Genomic DNA, 20,643 nt, shown 5'->3' with positions numbered 1-20,643 from the left:
ATCGGAAATATCGATTGAAAAGAGGGATGATAAATGGAGATAAAACAATTAATTACATTTAAAGTAGCAGCAGACACTTTGAATTTTACACAAACTGCAAAGAAATTAAATTTTGCCCAATCAAGCGTAACGGCACAAATTAAAACGTTAGAAGCTGAGCTTGGTACACCGTTATTTGAAAGATTAGGAAAACGCCTTTTCTTAACTGAAGCAGGAAGAAAGTTTCAACTATATGCGGACAAGATAATCGCACTTAGTAAAGAAGCAAAGACGGCCGTGAAAGATGATGAGGAAATAGCAGGTACGTTAATAATTGGTGCACAAGAAAGTCAATGTACATACAGACTGCCTTCTATATTAAAGAGGTTTAAAGCACAATTTCCTCAAATAAAACTTATATTTAAACCAGCACATTCCAATAAAGATGCAAAGGAACAATTGATGGAGGGGAAAGTAGATCTTGCATTTATTTTGGACGAATGTAAAACAGAAGATGTTTTACATGTGGAACCACTTATGAAAGAAGAATTAAAAGTAGTAGCTGCTCCTACGCATCGTTTACTTGAACAACCTTCAGTTTCTATAAAAGATTTAGAGAGTGAAACACTTCTACTAACAGAATTAGGCTGCTCGTATCGGACTTTATTTGAAGAACTATTTCGTACAGAAGATGTGTATCCAGCAAATAAAATTGAGTTCGTTAGTGTCGAGGCAATTAAACAATGTGTTATTGCAGATTTAGGTATAGCTGTTCTACCAGCGATAGTAGTAGAAAAAGATATAAGAGAAGGGACAATAAAAGAGTTACATTTAGAAAATGCAATTTCATCGATTTATACACAAATTGCTTGGCATAAAGATAAATGGATGACAGCACCACTGCAGCAATTTATTGATGTAACAAGGGAGTTTTTTACAACGGATTAAGTGGAGAAATATTTATTTTATATAAAAGAAAAAATGGCAATTTTGTATAAAGAACCGATGCTTGAATATAACAAGTATCGGTTCTTTTATGTTTTAAATATAGAATGCTATAAAATGTGTATTTCTCAACTTTTTTTCTTACAAGGATAAGTGAAATTCTTCGTATATTCCAATAATCATCAGGGAATTTACAACGTTTATTCGTTTCTGTAAGATGCCTCTAGGAAGAGTGAAAGGAGGGCTTACATAGCAGTATAGCTTGTCTTTAGTATACGTACTTATTGTGAGGGGGAATTTAAAATGTTTAAAAAGTTAATGAAAGTATGTGTGTTAAGTGCGGCAAGTATAGGTGTATTATTTAGTTTTCAAGGAAGTACATTTGCAGCTACTGATTTAAGTAGTTATTATGACGGGAAAAATCCAGCAACAACGAAAGTATACGGGGGAAGTACAACATGTGATGCAGATGGATTTAATGCAAAGTCTACAGCAGTTTATGAAGGTAGTAAAAAAGTGGGGACAGTGTATTTACGTTACAGTAATAAATGTCATGCAGCATGGGCTAAGTTTGTGTTAGATCAACCAGCACCAGCTGTTTCGGGAGGAGTGTACGCGTACGCTGTTGTAAATAAATACAAAAATGATGTATTCCAAAAATCAGTTACTTCTAATCAGGGGAACGGCACAATAAAAACAGGTCAAACGAGCACTTATACAGGAATGGTATTTGATTTAACTGCTGATTTCGGATACACAGCAGATGCTGAAGCAGTTACGTTTAATAACGGTTACGGGAAAACAGCACGTTACTAATAAAGGAGTGAAATTATATGAAACTTTTAAAAAAGACGAGTGCATGTTTATTGCTATCTTTACTCGTTGTAACTAGTATGTTTAGCACGATTAATAGCGATAAAGCATATGCAGAAGATCATTCATATGATGGGAAAAGTCCTTATTATAATAGTTGTGATCAATCCGCAGTAACGAAAGAGAAGAAATGGATAGATTCAAATTCTTATGTAGAATTAAAATTTAGCACGACGTGTAAGACGGCTTGGGCGAAAGTTACTGTAACTCGTCCAGCAGTTTATAATAACGAAGCTGATGCAAGGGTTGTTAGAAAAACAGATGGAAAGGCATATACTTGCGGAAGTGCTGGAGGAAATGGTGTTGTAAATAAAGGACAAACATCATGCTATACGCCAATGGTATATGACTTGGATCCAAGAAAAGCGCAAGCACAGGGGAAACATGCCATTCCGAATAGCGATGCTTATAATTATGCGGAGACTATTTGGTATTGATGAGGATATGGAGATTGTAAGGTAGAGTATTTTAAGAGCATGTTTAGATTGGATTTCAAAACATGCTCGATTTGTATTCATTCTAATTTTTTCGGTAATCATAAACCATTGAATTAACTAAGGTCAGTATCAGGAGGAGTATATCCAAGGTACCTAGCCATCGATACAATTTGTCCTTTATGATGAAACTCATGAGTCTCCGTATGAGTTAAAAGCCATAGCGGAGTTGTGCTCCAAGGTTCTTTTTGCCACTTTACTTCATTTGTTATATTTTCGAGCCAACGGTCATTGTATTCATCTAAAAAACGTTGTACAGTCTCATCTACTAACTTAAATCTAGCACGGACTTTTTCCACATCTGCATGCTCAATTTCGTAATCGCTAGCAAATGAAAAATCTGCTCTTTTTTGCTTGAATGCGAATGATCCAAGCCAGTATCGGTAGCAATCGGCTACATGAATATGCGTCTTTATAATGCTACCGCTCCCGAAATTAGGAACAGTGCTATGTAATTTTTCTAGTGGGATTTCTTCCAAAAACGAAAATAGAGTTTCTCTTGTAGAGCTAATAAGATCATATTGTTGTTTTAAAACATGTAACATGTAATTGACACTCCTCTATTATTTACTAAACTAACTGTGTAGTAAGTAATTCTATATTTATTAGGGGTGAACCTTTTAATTATTTTTACTAAGCATATTAGATGTTTTTCTTAATCGTTTCTGATAGATTAAACAAGGTGAAACGTTAATAAGTTGAACATTCTTAGTTCATAATAAATTGTACATCAAGAAGGGGAACGATAAAATGAATAGACTAGTGGGTTTAAAACAATTTGAAATAACGCGCGGGGCGTTACTTAAATTTATGGAAACGTTAGATGATAAAACTGCGGATACGCAGCCAGAGGGTTTTAACAATACAATTCGTTGGCATATCGGTCATGTGTTAACGGCAGCAGAGGTTTTCATGTTTGGAAAAGAATTCAAACAATTACCAACTGAATATCCAGGTATGTTTGGGTATGGATCACGACCATCTAAATGGAAAACAGAAGGACCATCGTTAGAAGTATTAACGGCTCAATTAAAAGAACAAGCAAAACGTATTAACGAAATTCCAGCAGAAGCATTTGAAAATAAACTGCCAGAGCCATTCCTAGGATTGGAAACAGTAGGGGAGCTTTACGGTATGATGCTTTATCATGAAGCTGATCATATTGGGCAAATGAAAGCGATGGAACGTATTATTAAAGCTCTTTAGTCTTAATTGCATATAACAAGCAATACAGTTGTAATGTTAAATAATATATACAAAAAAGGTAGATAAATTATTATCTACCTTTTTTGTATAACTTCTTGAAGGATTAGGGATTATCATCGTGGTGCTGATGAAGAAGGATTAGAGAATTTTATAATTTTTTAGGTTGTGATTATTAATTGTAGTATTCCTAAATATGGAATATAAGTATAATGATAGAGAAGAACTAGAAATAGGGGTGAATACTATGATTACATTAGAGCAAAAGTTAGAGCAATATAAACATACATATGTACAGTTAAAGGGAGAACTAAAATGGAAAACGAGTGATTCTCGAACAGGAATGATGATTGCTGCTATGTATGCAGGTAGTGATAAATTGTTTAATCTCGAACGTTTTTTAGAAATTAGTAGTTATATTAAGAATCAGGTAGGGATGTTTTCATACTTAAAGTCTTATCATCGTTTTGTAGTGGCCGCAACATTAGATATTCACTTTACAGATTACAAGAAAGCTTTTCGGACGTTTTTAGATTTATATGAACAATTGGTCACTAGTGGCTTTAGCCGGAGTATATTTACTTATCTCGCAGCAGCTGTGCTTTTAACAGAAGAAAATGAACAGCATGGCGCGCACATTCAGCGTTCGATGCAAGTATATAAACGCATGAAAAAGGATCACCTCTTTCTTACAAGTACAAATGATTATCCGCTCGCGGTTTTATTAGCAGGACAATCAGAGAATGTAGAAACACTTATGGATCGTGTAGAACGTCTGTATCAGAAACTAGCGAAAGCTGGTTTGCGTAAAGGGAATGATCTTCAGTTTTTAAGTCATATTCTTTCACTAAAGAAGGATGTCCGTGAAGAAATGTTAGTTGCAACATGTACAAACATATGGAATTTGTTAAAACAAGAAAAGGTAAAAGTGAAACAGATGCATTATCCAGCAATCGGGCTACTAGCGTTACTTGAAGATGGAGAAAAAGAGATTTATGCTATTAAAGCGTTGATTGAAAAACTGCAGGGGGAGAAATTATTCCGTTGGCATGCAGATGCGAATATTCTTATTGCTATTCAACTGTTCGTAAGTCAGAAAGGTGAGGAAAGTAAAGCTACCAACACAGGTTTACAAACTATGATAGAAGTCCTCATACAAGCACAACAAGCAGCTATGATGGCAACGATTGCCGCTTCATCTGCAGCAACATCTTCTGCTAGTAGTAGCTCATAATATGTAACTACTTTAATAAGGAAGGTAAAAAAGCCCATCACTTTCTAATGAGTGATGGGCTAACTATTTTTACATAATCAGCATTATTTTTTCGACTCTTTCAAATGTTTGAGTTGTGTAACAATCATAATGCTAATAACAACGAGTAAAAACCATGAACTAATTTTGCTTAAGTGAACGAGATTCCACGCTTCCCGTTGATTTGGATATTGCCATGCTCCGAAAAATGTTGCGATGTTCTCTGCAATCCAAATGAAAAATCCGATAAGGAAAAAGGAGAGAACGAGTGGCATTTTATATGTAACGCCTTGTAATGAAAATTGTACAAATGTGCGAGAGAAAACAATGAATAGTAGTAAAGTTAATATCCATCTAAAATCGTATGTAAAGTGGTGTGTGAAAAAATTGAAGTAAATCATAGCTCCTAACGGCACGGCAAAAATAGCTTTCGGCCAATGATGCATTTTTAAATGCAACCTTCTCCACGCTTGACATATGTAACTCGCGACACTCGCATACATAAAACCGCTGTATAGCGGAACTCCAAAAACCTTCGAATATGCCTCTTCGGGATAACTCCATGAACCGAAATGTACTTTATATATTTCTAGTAAAAGGCCGATGAGGTGGAAGATGGTAATTACTTTTAGTTCGTCTTTTGTTTCAAGACCCGTCTTGTACATAATCCACTGCATAAGAAGGCATACGATGAGTATGAAATCATAGCGGTATAACCCTGGGATTGAAACAATTTTTGAAAGGGCTAGTGTTAAGAAAATAACAACCGGGAACAAACAGGATAATGCTTGTTCATAAGTGAAATTGAGTAGCTGTTTTATATAAAACATGTTTTCACCTTCTATAATTTTTCGTTTTAATTGAATAATCTGAAGAATAATTAAGTATACTATAGTTCTAAATGATAGAAAACTATAATTAGTTTGTTTGAAAAAACAAAAAATGTAAAATGAAGTTAATTCAATGTAGAGGAGATGTGTCAATGTCAGCGCTTATTGTAAGTATCCCGTTTATAAAGCAGTTTATGGAACTAGGGGATAAATGGGCTGAAACAATTATCCCCATTATGTAATAAAGGGGGATTTTGAAATGACAATGAATCTTTTTCGAAATAAAACGATTAAATTATCAGTTATGAGAGAAAAAGATGTTGAATTGATGGCTATGTGGCAAGAGGATAGTGAGTATTTAAGAAATGTAGATACAGATGTAGCATTCCCGCAATCTTTAAATGAAATAGCAAGTGATGAGTTATTAAAAGGACGGAGATCGAATAGTGTTTCTTTCATGGTAAGGACAGTTCAAGAAGATCGCTTAATTGGTTTTGTGGCGATTCATGGTATAGAGTGGAATAACAGAACAGGTTTATTAGCCATTGGTATAGGAGATGCGAATGATAGAGGAAAAGGATATGGGAAAGAAGCAATACATCTTATTCTAAAGTATGCTTTCTATGAATTGAATTTACACCGCATCGGTCTCGATGTTATTTCGTATAATAAACCTGCCATTGCATTGTATAAAAAGATGGGTTTTCAAATGGAAGGCTGTATGAGAGAAGCGGTTCAAAGAGATGGGAAGTGTTTTGACCGTCTGATTATGGGGATATTGCGGGATGAATGGATAGAGCTGCAAGGTTAGAAAGTACATTCGAAATTATATATGTAGTATGCAGGAGATATAATGGTAATTGGCGAAAATTTACAGTGTGTTGATTGAATTTATAAGGAGTCATGCAAAATGAATTTAGAAAAGGCAAAACCAGTAAATGAAGAGGTCGCCGAATTAAAAGAACTTATTAAAGAGTTACACGGAAGTGTGCACCAACTTCAAAGTGAAGTGCAGCAACTAAGGCACGAAAGACCAGTTGTTGAAGTGAGAAAAGGTGTTCAATTATCACCAACAATTGTCGGACAAATTGGTGGTATGATTTTAGGTGGTTTAGCAATTATCGGTATATTTTGGTGATGAAAAAAGGTTTGCAGCACGGATGCTGCAAACCTTTTGTATTTGACGATATAATTTCATGCAATACAACTTTTACATTAAATAACGTAAATATATATAAGCATGTGATAACAAGAGTGCAACAATAGTTAATGGTAAACCAATTTTTAAGAAGTCCATATAAGAGAAGCCATGTCCTTCACGTTTTGCAATACCAGCAACGACTACGTTTGCAGATGCTCCGATTAGTGTTCCATTTCCTCCTAAGCAAGCTCCAAGAGATAACGCCCACCATAGTACTTCGATTTGCGGAGAATCGACAGATAGTCCGAGTCCTGTAGCTAAGTCTTGAATAAGAGGAATCATCGTTGCGACAAATGGGATGTTGTCGATTGTCGCAGATGCGATGCCAGATACCCATAAAATAAGTATAGCTGCGAATCCGATGTCACCGTTTGTTACATCGATTACTTCTCTTGCAAGTGAAGAGATAAGTCCGATATCAATTAACCCGCCAACGAGAACAAATAATCCGGCGAAGAAGAAAATGGTAACCCATTCAACGTGGGCAAATACATCTTCAATATCATGTTCTTTCACGCCGATTAACATAAGAAGTGTAGCGCCTGTCATCGCGATAACAGCAGCGTCTACATGAATAATCGAATGAAGTACGAAGCCTAAAATTGTTAGTCCTAAAATCGAAATAGATTTTAAAAGGAGGCTTTGATCTTTAATGTAATCTTTTTCGTTTAATGCCATTAGTTTTTCGATTTGTTCAGGTGTTGTTTTTAGTTTGTTACGATACATGAAGTAAATAATGCCAAGTGTCACGATAGAAATAATAATTACGATTGGAGCTAAGTTAAGTAAAAAGGCGTTAAAGTCTAAATGCTTGTTTGCTGATCCAATCATAATATTAGGTGGATCACCGATTAATGTTGCTGTTCCGCCTATATTTGAAAACAGCACTTCTGAAATCAAATAAGGCACAGGATTTACTTTTAAAATACGTGTAATGGATAATGTAACAGGAACGATTAATAAAACAGTCGTTACATTGTCCAAAAATGCTGATCCGACAGCAGTTAATAGGGATAGTAATAATAAAATGCGAATCGGTTTTCCGCCAGCTGCTTTTGCCGCTTTAATGGCCACAAATTCAAAGACGCCTGATTGACTCGTAATATGTACGAGAATCATCATCCCAATTAAAAGGGTAATCGTTTCCCATTGAATATGTGATGTGAAAGCAGTATGTAAATCTACAACTCCAAAAATAATCATAATAGCAGCACCGAATAGTGCGATTACAGCACGATTCAATTTCTCAGAAATAATAAATCCGTACGTGATTAAAAATACGGCAATTGCAAAATAATATTGCCAATTTGCTACTTCATGTGCTGACTGTTCCAATCATGTCACCTTCTTTAAATTATGTATTCAATTGTCGAAATGTATCTCGCTGCAATAATACGGGATAAAATATATTGTAGCAAATTCAAAAAAGAAAGAAAACTATTTAACAAAGTGAAGGAAAAAATGTATTTTTTACATATCATATAAAAAATATAAAAAACACAGTGCAAATTATTAGGAAAAGTGAGCGTTGTCCTCTAATATAGAGATAGCAATTTACATTATTTTTGCGTAAAATGGTTTAAAGAGGTGAATTCCGATGGAAATAGTAAAAGATAGTTCTCTTATTCAAAATGAAATTGAACGTTTTGTAAATAAAGATGTATATATTCATTTAGAAACGACAAACGGAGCGTATGCATCACACATAAATGAAAAGATGATGACAGTTGGTGCTTTCATTCGAAATGCGATTATCCGTTTTGAACGCGGGAAGATAACTGGAACAAATCCATACCGAGTTGGTCTGAAAATGGATCACGGTTGGGTATATGCTGAAGGTATTACGCACTGGGAAGTAGACGATCAAGAGCGTTTATTATTAGCTGGACATGATAATTTAGGTCGTCTAGCAGTTGCACTTGAGTTAAGCTTAACACCATTTAAGTAAGAAGGAGGGAAACTTATGGAGAGACATGTACTTGTTGTATTTCCGCATCCAGATGATGAAGCATATGCTGCGGGAGGAACAATTCGCTTATTAACAGATCAAGGAGTACCTGTAACATATGCATGTGGTACTCTAGGACAAATGGGACGTAACATGGGTAAGAACGTATTCGCTAACCGTGAAACGATTCCACATATCCGTAAGAAAGAATTGAAAGATGCTTGTGAAGCGATGGGTATTAAAGATTTAAGAATGCTTGGCTTCCATGATAAAACGTTAGAATTTGAAGATGTTGATTTCGTTGCTGACAAAATTGAAGCAATCATTCAAGAAATAAATCCATCTCGAATTATTACATTTTATCCAGAGCACGGTGTACATCCAGATCATAATGCATTTGGCCGCGCTGTCGTTCGCGCTGTATCACGTATGCCAAAAGAAGAGCGCCCAGTTATTCATGCTGTTGCGATTACGAAAAATCGTGAAGCAGTATTAGGAGAACCGGATGTTGTAAATAACATTAGTGAAGTATTTGATCATAAATTAACTGCATTAGGTGCGCACCGTTCACAAACAGAAGCAATGCTTGAAGACACGCATGCAAAAATAAAAAACAAAGATGCAGCAACATTAAAATGGCTGCAACTTGAACAGTTTTGGACTTATAAATGGGAGTAGGCTAGAAGGATACCTTCTAGTTGCTCTTATATAGAAAAGCGCCGTCACTTGTGATGGCGCTTTTTTTATTGAAGACTATATATTTCTTAGGGGGCTTCAAAATTTTTAAATTAACATGCAGTATAGCCTCCATCAACAAGAAGTGTTGTACCGTTAACAAAACTAGCATCATCACTTGCTAAAAATAAGACAGCTTTAGCGACTTCTTCTGGTGTTCCAAGTCTGCCTTGTGGATGAAGTGAAGCTAAATATTCTTTCTGTTCAGGATTAACACTACCAAGTAAAGGGGTGTCAATATAACCGGGGCACACCGCATTAATACGTATTCCATATTTAGCGTAGGCAGTACATAAATTTTGAGTTAATAGTTTCACACCACCTTTTGCAGAGGAGTATGCTGTTGGGGTAGGTAATGAAACAAAACTATGAATCGAACCAGCGTTAATGATGACACCACCTGTACCTTGTTTAAGGAATTGTTCAATCGAATATTTATTAGAAAGGAATACCCCAGACAAATTAATATCAATAGTTCTTTTCCATTTTTCATAGGATAATTCATTTGCCGGTGCATCATCAGCAACGCCGGCATTGGCATACATAATATCTAATTTACCGTATGTACTTACTGTCTCATGAATTAGCTGTTTAATATCTGCCTCTTTTGTTACATCAGTTTTAATAAATAACGTATTATATCCATGTGCATTCAATTCATCTGATAGTTCTTTTCCACGTTCAGAAAAGTCAGCAATAACTACTTTTGCACCTTCTTCGATAAAAAGACGAACAGTAGATTCGCCAATTCCACTTGCTCCACCAGTTATGATTGCTACTTTGTCTTTCAATTTCATATAAACCTCTCCATTCATCAATGAATTTAAGTCGAATTTTAAAATCTGGTTATATCACTATTAACCTTAAATAGTAAGTAGATAGAAGAAAAAGCTCGCGTTTACTTAATTGTAAAAGCCCGATTGGTGAGGGCTAATAATCAGTGAGGGATGAACAAAACCCCCACTGATTAAAGTTTTACTTTATTGTACTTTTTGATACAGTGATGGATGAAAATATTAATTTGGTCAATTTTATCATTAGATTGAATATTTGGTAAAGAGCTCTCGAAAAGAGCGAGTGCCGATGCTGAAAAATTAAAATAAACATTCAGTATTATTTGTAGGGTAAGGAACAAAGGGGAGAGATGCATAACGAAAAATACTATGCTAGTTAAATAGGAAAAAGCCTTGCAGGGGGGCAAGGCTTTAAACAGGGTATTAAAAATTATTGATTTATTAAGAATAACTTCTTCTTGTGAATAAACTAATTTTAGCATGATAACTCATATATATGTGTTACGAATTTGTGAATAAAAACTCAATGATAAAAGTATGAGTGCAAGGAAATAATGTATTTGAAATATGCATTATTACACAAAGTTCAGTTGAAATAGGGAGGGAAATAAAAAAGCGCAATGAGCAAAATAATTAAAAGACGAATTATACCAAAGATTAGTGGAACGCCTAATACTAAATTACTTTTTGCATTTAATTCTTTAGAATTGATTTTTAATAATGTATGTGAGAAGCGTATATTTTGAATTATTTAATAGAATAATATATATTTATATTGATTTAATGATTTTAGTTTTTTAAAAATGGGGAAATGGATATGAAGGTTAAATTTGCCGTAATAAAAGATGAGAACTTTGATTGTAGTTTTTTGGAAACAAAATTATTGAAAACTTTTAAAGAAGTAGATTGTGAAGCAGATATTGTAAAGGTTGAGGATGAAATTTTTGAAAACAATGATATACAAATGCATTTGTCAGAAATAACCATTAATGTTACTGGGAAAAATATCGGATTTAGATCCGTTTCAGCCAGTATATTTATTGTTCTAGAGAGTTTATCAATACAGCTATTTCGTATTCATATTAGTATACTTTAAGCAGTTCAAAAAGTGGATTCTTCAGAAAATCATACTGATTATATTGAGTTGTAAATATGAAAATAATAGAAATTATCGTAGGTGCTCCCGAATGTTGGATTGCACATTGTTTGTTGTTAAATAAACAAGGGATACTTTTTCTAATTTGAACGTATCTTAACGCTAATTTATAAATAGAAGAATGGAAACATGTGAGTAATTCAATTAAAATGTACAAATAATTTGGTACGCGGATATACGGAATGTATTCACAGGTAAGAGGGTTGTCTCATAATATATATAGATTTTTCTATTAAGATGAACAGAGGGTGTGAATATATGGAAGATGTTTACGCTAAAATTGACAGTCTCAAGGCGGAGCAAAAAGAAATTATGCGAGACATTCGAAATTTAGAAACGCGTACCACTATTAATGAGAAAGACATAGCAACAATCAATAAGCAATTAGAAAAAATAAGTACAAACACAACTTGGATTTTGCGAATTATTATTAGTACGATAATAATGTCAGTTTTAGGATTGATATTAAAAGGAATGATTTAGTCTTGTGAAATAGAACAATATAAAAGAAAGAGGGGAGCTCCCTCTTTCTTTTATATAAATGAGAAGCTATAAATTTTCTGTTTCCTTTTCCTTTTCATCTGCATATTTTTCCTCTAAAGAAATTAATAGAGGAATGGATACAGTTACTAGAATGATTAAAGTAGTTATAAAAGATTTAGAAAGAGAAAAAGAACCTTCAATGAAAGGTGATAAAAACTTGAATGAAAGTATACTTGTTATTAAGGAAATTACTAAAAAGCTAAAAAGAGATATATTTTTATTCTTTATAGATGTCTCTATAAAGTCTTTAACACAGGTTATTACGACAAATATAGTTAATATGATAAGAGAAACAAAATAATGTGTTAAATTCGTCATACTAATAGTAGGGTCTTCTATTATGTAAGCAAGTAACTTAGATACTAATATTCCTCCAAACAATAAAATAATAAAAGCAAGTAATCCTTCCAATATATAAGTGCTGAAATTGTCTTTCTTGTTAAAGAGTTTATAGTTTAGAGTAGATTGGGTTATTTGAATTAGGAATAGGGTAATAATCCATACATAATATACAAATGGTAATTCTCCTGAGAATAGAGAAATTAGAAAGTTTACTACTGTCCTTAAAATTTCAATCATTACGAAAGTCCTCCTACTTGTTCAGCTTTATGACATTAGGAATATATGAGTATATCATTTTATAATTAGGTTTATAGATTCAAACTATTTCTAATTATTCCATAATAAGGTGGTTATATCAAGTAGTTATCTTCTATGGCGTGTATTAGTTGTTCACTAATATAGTTAATACTAGAAAAATAAAAGTAATATGTAATATAATTGAAAAAGTATATTTAAAAATCGATGTTAATATTACCCTCCTATAAGTATTAACATACGTAATTGAGGTGTTTTCTTTGTTGTTTTATGACCGGATTTCTATAATGGCCCCTCCTGTTCCGTAGCTAAGGAAAGTCTTTTATTTCTGGGATTTTCAAAGTTATAGGAGGGTATGAAAAATGAAAAAAGTCTCAGTACCATCACTTTTGTTAATGATTGTTCTTGTCGCATTTCCGCAAATTAGTGAAACGATTTACACACCGTCTTTACCTGATATTTCAAAGGCGTTACATGTAAGTAATAATGAGGTGCAGTTAACGCTTAGTGTGTATTTTGCTGGATTTGCTTTAGGTGTATTTTTTATTGGATGGCTATCAGATATAATTGGCCGTCGCCCAGCAATGTTATTTGGAATTGTAATATATGGCGCTGGGAGTTTCTTATGCTATATTGCAAATTCCATTGAATTTTTATTGGTAAGTCGTTTTATTCAAGCGTTTGGAGCAAGTGCAGGATCAGTTGTGACGCAAACGATTCTTCGTGAAAGTGTAGAAGGGCATAAGAGGCATGTTATGTTTGCTCAAATCTCGGCAGTCATTGCTTTTACACCAGCGATAGGACCGTTAATTGGTGGCTTTCTTGATCAAATGTTTGGATTTAAAATAGTATTTTTAAGTTTAGTTGTTATGAGTATCGGTATTTTTCTGTATACGTTTGTTTCTCTTCCTGAAACAAAAACGGGCTCAGTAACGAATAAAATAAATGTATTTTCAGTCTTGAAGAGGCTAATTACAAATCCGAAAGTAGTAACATATGGGCTATTAATTGGAGGAGCAAATGGTGTTTTATTTAGCTATTATGCAGAGGCGCCGTTTATCTTTATTGAATACTTTCAATTATCGCCTAGTATGTATGGATTTCTAGGAATTGTTGTAGCGTCTGCTTCTATTGTTGGAGCGAAAGTTTCGAAACGTTTACTTGCTACTTATAAACCAGAGAAAATTATATATATCGGTTGTCTCGTAATGACAGGAGGAGCTATCCTTTTATCTGTTATTACGTTTGTTGGATCAAATCCAAACATAATATATATGATTGGATTTTTAGTAGCGATGTTTATATTGCTATTAGGAATTGGAGTAGCATTACCTAATTGTTTAAGTTTAGCGTTAGTAGATTTTCAAGATGTCATTGGTACAGCAGGTGCATTGTTTAGCTTAGGGTACTATGTAATTGTAACGATGACAATTTGGGGAATGAGTCAACTGCATACAGGATCGTTAATGGTGATGCCACTTTATTTTCTGGTTATTGTAGTTATAATGGTAGTGTTTACTAGGGTGTTTATCTTTGGTAAGCAAACTTCGAAATCGATTTAAATATGAAATGGTAAAAGGGTCTCATTAAAAATGAGACTCTTTTATATTTTATGCCTCAAAATTGGACTGGACTAAAGAAGTTAGTAATTTATTAATATATTAAATTTCTGATTGGTATATGAATCTAACGTTTGGGAAATCACGTTATCAACTATGAAGATTGAAGTACATGAGATGTGAAACCGAGGAAGAAATGCCATCCTTGGTTATTTATATTGTAATAATATTCATACCGGAATCATATTGAATAGATGTATTTTATTGTTAATTTAGTTAAAAATTAAGCAGGCTTATGTATAATAATTTATTGAAAAAATAATTGAATTTTTCAGATTAATGAATTAATATAAGGTAAGTAATTTTAAGATTTATAGAATATTGGAAGATGAAGGTTTTGAGAATTTTATTAGGAGCACAAAACGATTTTAGGATAGCTTTAAAGCTAGTGTAAAATGACGTTTGCTTCATCATTTTCAGGGCCGAAAGGAATTAGGGGAAAGCATCTTGTTTTAAAATGCGGCTATGAATCATCTAAGAGGGGGAAGTGAAGTGGCAAACAAAGAATTGAAAAGAGGTTTAGAAGCACGTCATATTCAAATGATTGCTTTAGGCGGAACAATTGGTGTTGGTTTATTTATGGGGTCAGCCAGCACAATTAAATGGACAGGTCCGTCAGTAATGCTTGCTTATGCAATTGCAGGTATTTTTATCTTCTTCATTATGCGTGCCATGGGAGAAATGTTGTATATGGAGCCAAGTACAGGCTCATTTGCGACATTCGGTCATAAGTATATTCATCCGCTAGCTGGTTATATGACAGCGTGGAGTAACTGGTTCCAGTGGGTTATCGTTGGGATGTCAGAAATTATCGCGGTTGGAGCGTATATGCAATATTGGTTCCCGGATTTACCAGCTTGGATACCAGGTATAATTGCCATGGTCATTCTTGGTGCAGCTAACTTAATTTCTGTTAAGTCATTTGGTGAATTTGAATTTTGGTTCGCGATGATTAAAATTGTTACGATTCTATTAATGATTATTGCGGGATTTGGTCTTATTTTCTTCGGAATTGGTAACGGTGGAGAAGCGATTGGTATATCTAATCTTTGGTCAAATGGCGGTTTCTTTACAGGTGGTTTTTCAGGATTCTTCTTTGCATTATCACTTGTAGTTGGAGCATATCAAGGTGTGGAATTAATCGGAATTACTGCTGGTGAAGCGAAAAATCCGAAGAAGACACTTACAAGAGCAATTCAAAGTACAATTTGGCGTATTTTAATATTCTATATTGGTGCTATTTTCGTTATTGTAACTGTGTATCCGTGGGATCAATTAAGTACAATTGGTAGCCCGTTCGTAGCGACTTTTGCGAAAGTTGGTATTACGGCAGCAGCTGGACTTATTAACTTCGTTGTAATTACAGCGGCAATGTCTGGTTGTAATAGTGGTATTTATAGTGCTGGACGTATGCTTTATACGTTAGGGATAAATGGACAAGCACCAAAATATTTCACAAAACTTTCTGGAAATGGTGTACCTTTATTTGGTACAGTTGGCGTAATTATCGGTTTAGCGGTTGGTGTTGTATTAAGCTATATTGCACCGAAAAACTTATTCGTATATGTATATAGTGCGAGCGTACTTCCTGGTATGGTACCATGGTTCGTCATTTTAATTAGTCAAATTCGTTTTAGAAAAGAAAAGGGAGCAGAGATGAAAGATCATCCGTTCAAAATGCCATTTGCTCCTGTAACAAACTATTTAACGATTGCCTTTTTAATTATGGTATTAATCGGAATGTGGTTTAACGATGATACTCGTATTTCACTAGTTGTAGGTATTATTTTCTTAGCTATCGTTACAATTAGTTTCTATGCTTTTGGAATAGGGAAGCGAGCTCCGTTAGACGTTCAAAACAATAAAGAGATTTCAAGTAAATAAAGAAAAGGCTGTTCATCTGGAACAGCCTTTTCTTATTGTTGATATAATTTGATTTGTGATAGATATATTTGAAAAATCGTTGATATATTGTACGTTATGATAGATATATTTGAAAAATCGTTGATATATTGTACGTTATGATAGATATATTTGAAAAATCGTTGATATATTGTACGTTATGATAGATATATTTGAAAAATCGTTGATATATTGTACGTTATGATAGATATGTTCGAAAAATCGTTAATATAATTTCACATACTATCTGTCACTATCATGATTAAAATTTCTCTAATACGATTTTCCCGATGGTACGTCCACTTTCAAGTAGTGCATGTGCCTTCTTTAAGTTTTCAGCGTTAATCGGTGTTAATGTTTCATTTAAGGTAGTCTTTAAAATGCCTTCATCTAGTAGTTCGCTTACTTTATTTAATAGTTCGTGCTGCGTAATCATATCGCCAGTTTCATACATTGCTTTTGTAAACATAAACTCCCAAACGAGTGTAGCACTTTTGCTTTTTAAAATACCCATTTCAAGAGGGTGTTCATTTTCTACGATAGAGCAAATTTTGCCTTGTGGTTTAATAAGGTCACATATTGCTTGCCAATGTTGATCTGTATTGTTTAAGCAGAAAATATAATCTACATCGCTGAATCCAAGGCTTTGTAATTGCTCTTTTAAAGGGGCATGATGGTCAATTGTATGGTCAGCTCCAAGCTTTTTAACCCAGTCTATCGTTTCGCCGCGGGAAGCAGTTGCAATTACATTTAGTCCAGCCCATTTCGCCAGTTGAATTGCAATTGAACCGACACCACCAGCTCCGCCGATAATTAAAATGTTTTTAAATGAGTTCGTATCTTTTTTAGTATAATCAATGCCTAAACGTTCAAATAAACCTTCCCAAGCTGTAATCGCTGTTAAAGGAATTGCGGCAGATTCAGCATCATTTAACGTTTTTGGTTTCTTACCAACGATTCTTTCATCAACTAAATGATATTCACTATATGTACCTTGTCTCGTAATGCTTCCAGCGTAAAACACTTCGTCGCCTTCTTTAAATAACGTACAACCTTCGCCCGTTTGTACGACAATACCACTAGCATCCCAGCCGAGTATTTTTGCTATATCTTCTTTTTTATCTTTCGGAGAGCGAACTTTTGTATCAACTGGATTAACGGAAATTGCGTTAATTTTAACGAGTATATCTCTTCCTGTAGCAACAGGTCTTTCAACTTCAATATTAATTAAACTGTTTTCTTCTTCAATAGGTAAGTATTCATGTAAACCAATTGCTTTCATTTCTATTCCCTCCATTAAAGTAAGAGTCATTTACTCTTTTATTATAGATGGTGAAATGCCATTATGTAAAAAAGTACACTCTTTTTTATTTATGCTGGTATGAAAGTGTGGAAGGAGTTTATTTCTAAAAAGCAGAATTTTTTATTGTGTTACTTTATCTTAAATTAAATGTAAAGGTGGATACATAATGACAGTAAAAAAGCTTTATTTCATCCCAGCAGGTCGTTGTATGTTAGACCATTCTTCTGTTAATAGTACGCTCACACCGGGAAATTTATTGAACTTACCTGTATGGTGTTATCTTTTGGAGACGGAAGAAGGGCCTATTTTAGTAGATACAGGTATGCCAGAAATTGCGGTTAATAATGAAGGTCTTTTTAACGGTACATTTGTTGAAGGACAGATTTTACCGAAAATGACTGAAGAAGATAGAATCATAACTATTTTAAAGCGTGCAGGGTATGAGCCAGATGATCTCCTATATATTATTAGTTCACATTTGCATTTTGATCATGCGGGAGGAAATGGTGCTTTTTCGAATACGCCAATCATTATACAGCGTGCTGAATATGAGGCGGCGCAATATAGAGAAGAATATTTGAAAGAGTGTATATTGCCGCATTTGAACTACAAAATTATTGAAGGGGATTATGAAGTGGTACCTGGTGTTCGGTTATTGTATACACCAGGACATTCGCCAGGGCATCAGTCACTGTTAATTGAGACAGAAAAATCCGGTCCGATATTATTAACGATTGATGCATCTTATACGAAAGAGAATTTTGAAGATGAAGTGCCGTTTGCAGGATTTGATTCAGAATTAGCTTTATCTTCAATTAAACGTTTAAAAGAAGTTGTGGCGAAAGAGAAACCAATTATTTTCTTTGGTCATGATATAGAGCAGGAAAAGGGATGTAAAGTGTTCCCGGAGTATATATAGTGCAAAAAGTCATGAGCTCGCGTGCTCATGACTTTTTCGTTTAAATAATTTTTTTAAATAAATTATAAACTTTTTTTGAACTATCTTCGTTTAACTGATAGTACGTAAGGTTTACATCATCAGGAGTATCTTGCTGAGCAATCATCACTTCGCTGTTGTGATGATCAACTACCCATATGGAATATTTTTTATAAGTTCCATCTTCGAAAGTAATCCACATATCACAATCTATTAAATCTGATCCTTCCTCATCCAATGTTAATTTGCCTTTTTTTGCGGTATTCATACTGTTAATAAACGTTTTTAACTCATCTGTTTTTGTGAGAAAGATATCCTTTTTTGTTTTAATTGATTCGACATGTATATCTTTTATTTCCTGTTTTCCTAAAAAAACAGGAGGCTCATTTGGATCTCGGGAGCTTGAAATAATAGTAGCTTTCTTTTTCGGCTTATTTGCAGTATACAGATCTTGAATAGATTTTCCCGAGTTTACAAACCATACAATTCCAGAAATAATTAATACGCTACCTAACAATAAAATAATTTTTTTAATAGGATTTTCTCCTCTCTATTACTTTGTGTGAAGAGCTTTTCTATTAATATATGATAGGTAAGCGTAAAGTATTATAGTTGAACTTGGTTATGCTTCACAGTTTTTATCGGGCGATCTATGAGTAAATTGTAAGTGAGCCCAATTAATACGAAAATGCCACCGATAACTTTACCGATAGAGAGTTCATTTGTCAGGAAGAAATCAATAATAGTCCCCGCAAATAATTGTCCGATAAAGATGAGTAATGTTAAATAAAAGGCTGATATTTTAGGAGTAATATAGTTGGATAATGAAATAACGATAACGCCTACTAATCCGCCTAAGTACACGGCGATAGGAATAGATTGCAACGTATGAATAGGGATATACAATGAATCTGAACTGAAAATTAAAAATAACATAGAGAAAAATAATCCAGTAATATAATTGAAAAACGTGCCTTCCCAGTTTCCAATTTCCTTTGCTAAATTCGCGTTAATAATTCTAGCAACGACGATAGAAACACCAGCTAAAATAGCGATCGTAATATATAACATATTTTTGCCCCCATTAATAAATTGTCATGATAATAATCCCAGAAGAGATGAATGCTAATCCAACTAGTTTTTTCTTTTCAAACTTTGCAACTTTCATTCCTAATAAGCCGAAATGATCAATAACGATGGAAGCAATAGATTGACCGAGTAAACTTAATGCGATCGTAATAGAGGCACCGAGGACGGAGAAACTTATATTATTAAAAAGAACAGTGAATACTCCAATCGCTCCAGCGCTATATAAAAAAATCGGAATACCTTTATCGAAATGAATTTTATGTTTGTTTAAGATTAAAATGAAGATAACTGCAATTAAACCGACGAGGTGAATGACAACGCTTGCTGTATACTTCCCAATTAACTCGGATAAAATTCCATTCAATGGGAGCATAACGGCGATGAGCACACCAATAAAGACAGAAAGAAAGTTATACAATGTAATATCCCCTTTATATTTCATATTTGTAATGACTGTATCATGCTGAAATTGTGTATTGTTATGACATATGTCATAGTGGAAGAAGAAAATTTTAATTACAATGGGGATGAGTTGTAAAGGTGGGGGACTATGAAGAAAGTATGTAATTCTATTAAACTAGCAGAGTATATGAAGAAAAATAATATTGATTCATTTTTTAGTCATGATATGAAGCCATATATGGAACTTATATTTTTTAAAAAGAATGAGTTTATTTGTAGAGAAAATGAAGAAATAGAGTATTTATTTTTCTTCGTTGAAGGAAAAGCGAAAGCGTTTAATACATTAAGTAACGGGAAATCTGTATTGCTATGTTTCTATGATAGTTTGCAGCTGTTAGGAGATGTTGAGTTAATTCATTCTCAAAAGACTGCTTCAAACGTACAAGTAATGGCAGATTCATATTGTGTTGCTTTACCTTTAGGAAAAGTGAGAAATCAGCTATTTCATGATGCGAAATTTTTAAGATGTATTTGTGGATCGTTAGCACATAAGTTAAATCGACTTTCAAAAAATAGTACAATTAATTTACTATATCCACTTGAAAATAGACTTGCAAGTTACATGTTAGCAGCAGGGGAACGAGCGGTGCAGCACGGAAATCGAATTGTGTTTAGTGGGAATTTAACGGAAACAGCTGAATTGTTAGGAACGAGTTATCGGCACCTATTACGTACATTAAATATTTTTTGTGATAAAGAGATTATAAAGAAAAACAATGGTTGCTTTGAAGTAGTGAATGTGGATGTTTTGAGGGAATTGGCTGCGGATGTTTATAAATAG

At 33.9% G+C, this 20,643-nt stretch carries 24 protein-coding genes; 15 read left to right on the top strand and 9 right to left on the bottom strand.

Translation table 11 applies throughout. From position 1 onward, the window contains the following. Positions 1 to 33 precede the first annotated feature (33 nt). The 3 genes from NZ044_RS16935 to NZ044_RS16925 all read left to right on the top strand — a co-directional run bounded on the left by NZ044_RS16935 (position 34) and on the right by NZ044_RS16925 (position 2,234). Positions 34 to 927, top strand: coding sequence for a LysR family transcriptional regulator (locus NZ044_RS16935; protein WP_000403874.1), 894 nt, complete (start codon positions 34 to 36; stop codon positions 925 to 927). Positions 928 to 1,227: 300 nt separating this feature from the next. Then, positions 1,228 to 1,740: a YjfA family protein gene (locus NZ044_RS16930; RefSeq protein ID WP_000473731.1), complete on the top strand. Its 513-nt coding sequence runs from the start codon at positions 1,228 to 1,230 to the stop codon at positions 1,738 to 1,740. A 17-nt stretch (positions 1,741 to 1,757) separates the two neighbouring features. Next, a complete protein-coding gene (locus tag NZ044_RS16925) occupies positions 1,758 to 2,234 on the top strand; it encodes a DUF2690 domain-containing protein (protein ID WP_000771161.1) in 477 nt (158 codons plus the stop codon). A gap of 113 nt (positions 2,235 to 2,347) precedes the next feature. On the opposite strand, the gene NZ044_RS16920 is transcribed toward NZ044_RS16925, so the two are convergent. Further along, positions 2,348 to 2,836 (bottom strand): DinB family protein, encoded by a 489-nt coding sequence (locus NZ044_RS16920; protein ID WP_098506416.1) that lies wholly within the window; start codon positions 2,834 to 2,836, stop codon positions 2,348 to 2,350. A 205-nt stretch (positions 2,837 to 3,041) separates the two neighbouring features. On the opposite strand from NZ044_RS16920, the gene NZ044_RS16915 reads away from it, so the two are divergent. Both NZ044_RS16915 and NZ044_RS16910 read left to right on the top strand, forming a co-directional pair. Next, positions 3,042 to 3,497 carry a DinB family protein gene (locus tag NZ044_RS16915; protein WP_001081119.1) on the top strand — a complete coding sequence of 152 codons (456 nt, stop codon included), beginning with the start codon at positions 3,042 to 3,044 and terminating at the stop codon, positions 3,495 to 3,497. A 193-nt stretch (positions 3,498 to 3,690) separates the two neighbouring features. Beyond that, positions 3,691 to 4,728 (top strand): DUF4003 domain-containing protein, encoded by a 1,038-nt coding sequence (locus tag NZ044_RS16910; RefSeq protein WP_003309751.1) that lies wholly within the window; start codon positions 3,691 to 3,693, stop codon positions 4,726 to 4,728. Positions 4,729 to 4,811: 83 nt separating this feature from the next. Here NZ044_RS16910 and NZ044_RS16905 read toward each other — a convergent pair whose 3' ends face one another. Beyond that, complete coding sequence (locus tag NZ044_RS16905) at positions 4,812 to 5,576, bottom strand: DUF817 domain-containing protein (protein ID WP_000499395.1); 765 nt, start codon at positions 5,574 to 5,576, stop codon at positions 4,812 to 4,814. 259 nt (positions 5,577 to 5,835) lie between these two features. Between NZ044_RS16905 and NZ044_RS16900 the strand changes: the two genes are divergently transcribed. Further along, complete coding sequence (locus tag NZ044_RS16900; protein ID WP_000178511.1) at positions 5,836 to 6,387, top strand: GNAT family N-acetyltransferase; 552 nt, start codon at positions 5,836 to 5,838, stop codon at positions 6,385 to 6,387. A gap of 99 nt (positions 6,388 to 6,486) precedes the next feature. Further along, positions 6,487 to 6,714: a hypothetical protein gene (locus tag NZ044_RS16895; protein WP_001047304.1), complete on the top strand. Its 228-nt coding sequence runs from the start codon at positions 6,487 to 6,489 to the stop codon at positions 6,712 to 6,714. 72 nt (positions 6,715 to 6,786) lie between these two features. Here the strand turns inward: NZ044_RS16895 and NZ044_RS16890 are convergent, their stop codons facing one another. Next, positions 6,787 to 8,112: an ArsB/NhaD family transporter gene (locus NZ044_RS16890; RefSeq protein ID WP_000437992.1), complete on the bottom strand. Its 1,326-nt coding sequence runs from the start codon at positions 8,110 to 8,112 to the stop codon at positions 6,787 to 6,789. Between the two features lie 262 nt (positions 8,113 to 8,374). Between NZ044_RS16890 and NZ044_RS16885 the strand changes: the two genes are divergently transcribed. Beyond that, on the top strand, positions 8,375 to 8,725 hold the full coding sequence (locus NZ044_RS16885) for a YojF family protein (protein WP_000407045.1): 351 nt from the start codon (positions 8,375 to 8,377) through the stop codon (positions 8,723 to 8,725). Between the two features lie 15 nt (positions 8,726 to 8,740). After that, complete coding sequence (bshB2, locus tag NZ044_RS16880) at positions 8,741 to 9,403, top strand: bacillithiol biosynthesis deacetylase BshB2 (protein ID WP_000439482.1); 663 nt, start codon at positions 8,741 to 8,743, stop codon at positions 9,401 to 9,403. A gap of 110 nt (positions 9,404 to 9,513) precedes the next feature. Here bshB2 and NZ044_RS16875 read toward each other — a convergent pair whose 3' ends face one another. Then, positions 9,514 to 10,257: an SDR family NAD(P)-dependent oxidoreductase gene (locus NZ044_RS16875; protein ID WP_340949873.1), complete on the bottom strand. Its 744-nt coding sequence runs from the start codon at positions 10,255 to 10,257 to the stop codon at positions 9,514 to 9,516. A gap of 814 nt (positions 10,258 to 11,071) precedes the next feature. Between NZ044_RS16875 and NZ044_RS16870 the strand changes: the two genes are divergently transcribed. Together NZ044_RS16870 and NZ044_RS16865 are read left to right on the top strand one after the other, a co-directional pair. Continuing rightward, complete coding sequence (locus NZ044_RS16870) at positions 11,072 to 11,350, top strand: hypothetical protein (protein ID WP_000864999.1); 279 nt, start codon at positions 11,072 to 11,074, stop codon at positions 11,348 to 11,350. 318 nt (positions 11,351 to 11,668) lie between these two features. Then, on the top strand, positions 11,669 to 11,893 hold the full coding sequence (locus NZ044_RS16865) for a hemolysin XhlA family protein (RefSeq protein ID WP_000390464.1): 225 nt from the start codon (positions 11,669 to 11,671) through the stop codon (positions 11,891 to 11,893). A gap of 66 nt (positions 11,894 to 11,959) precedes the next feature. On the opposite strand, the gene NZ044_RS16860 is transcribed toward NZ044_RS16865, so the two are convergent. After that, the gene (locus NZ044_RS16860) at positions 11,960 to 12,532 is read right to left on the bottom strand and encodes a DUF5823 family protein (RefSeq protein WP_000570041.1); all 573 of its coding nucleotides are present in this window, start codon (positions 12,530 to 12,532) and stop codon (positions 11,960 to 11,962) included. Between the two features lie 380 nt (positions 12,533 to 12,912). Between NZ044_RS16860 and NZ044_RS16855 the strand changes: the two genes are divergently transcribed. Both NZ044_RS16855 and NZ044_RS16850 read left to right on the top strand, forming a co-directional pair. Then, a complete protein-coding gene (locus NZ044_RS16855; RefSeq protein WP_000758008.1) occupies positions 12,913 to 14,112 on the top strand; it encodes a multidrug effflux MFS transporter in 1,200 nt (399 codons plus the stop codon). A 549-nt stretch (positions 14,113 to 14,661) separates the two neighbouring features. After that, the gene (locus NZ044_RS16850; protein WP_001284408.1) at positions 14,662 to 16,053 is read left to right on the top strand and encodes an amino acid permease; all 1,392 of its coding nucleotides are present in this window, start codon (positions 14,662 to 14,664) and stop codon (positions 16,051 to 16,053) included. A 280-nt stretch (positions 16,054 to 16,333) separates the two neighbouring features. On the opposite strand, the gene NZ044_RS16845 is transcribed toward NZ044_RS16850, so the two are convergent. Next, on the bottom strand, positions 16,334 to 17,353 hold the full coding sequence (locus NZ044_RS16845) for a zinc-binding alcohol dehydrogenase family protein (RefSeq protein WP_086403304.1): 1,020 nt from the start codon (positions 17,351 to 17,353) through the stop codon (positions 16,334 to 16,336). A 187-nt stretch (positions 17,354 to 17,540) separates the two neighbouring features. On the opposite strand from NZ044_RS16845, the gene aiiA reads away from it, so the two are divergent. Continuing rightward, the gene (gene aiiA / locus NZ044_RS16840; RefSeq protein ID WP_000216598.1) at positions 17,541 to 18,293 is read left to right on the top strand and encodes a quorum-quenching N-acyl homoserine lactonase AiiA; all 753 of its coding nucleotides are present in this window, start codon (positions 17,541 to 17,543) and stop codon (positions 18,291 to 18,293) included. A gap of 40 nt (positions 18,294 to 18,333) precedes the next feature. Here aiiA and NZ044_RS16835 read toward each other — a convergent pair whose 3' ends face one another. The 3 genes from NZ044_RS16835 to NZ044_RS16825 form a co-directional block, all read right to left on the bottom strand. Further along, a complete protein-coding gene (locus NZ044_RS16835) occupies positions 18,334 to 18,828 on the bottom strand; it encodes a hypothetical protein (protein ID WP_118961654.1) in 495 nt (164 codons plus the stop codon). Between the two features lie 89 nt (positions 18,829 to 18,917). Beyond that, complete coding sequence (locus NZ044_RS16830; RefSeq protein WP_000965812.1) at positions 18,918 to 19,382, bottom strand: DMT family transporter; 465 nt, start codon at positions 19,380 to 19,382, stop codon at positions 18,918 to 18,920. 13 nt (positions 19,383 to 19,395) lie between these two features. After that, positions 19,396 to 19,842, bottom strand: a complete 447-nt coding sequence (locus NZ044_RS16825) for a DMT family transporter (protein WP_002082423.1) — start codon at positions 19,840 to 19,842, stop codon at positions 19,396 to 19,398. A 108-nt stretch (positions 19,843 to 19,950) separates the two neighbouring features. Between NZ044_RS16825 and yeiL the strand changes: the two genes are divergently transcribed. Continuing rightward, on the top strand, positions 19,951 to 20,643 hold the full coding sequence (gene yeiL, locus NZ044_RS16820) for a transcriptional regulator YeiL (protein WP_000754833.1): 693 nt from the start codon (positions 19,951 to 19,953) through the stop codon (positions 20,641 to 20,643).

It is taken from the genome of Bacillus sp. FSL K6-1338 (assembly GCF_038006965.1).
GTDB classification, from domain to species: Bacteria; Bacillota; Bacilli; order Bacillales; family Bacillaceae_G; genus Bacillus_A; species Bacillus_A thuringiensis_S.
Note: the sequence above shows the minus strand (reverse complement) of the source record. Positions and strands in the feature narration are given on the sequence as shown.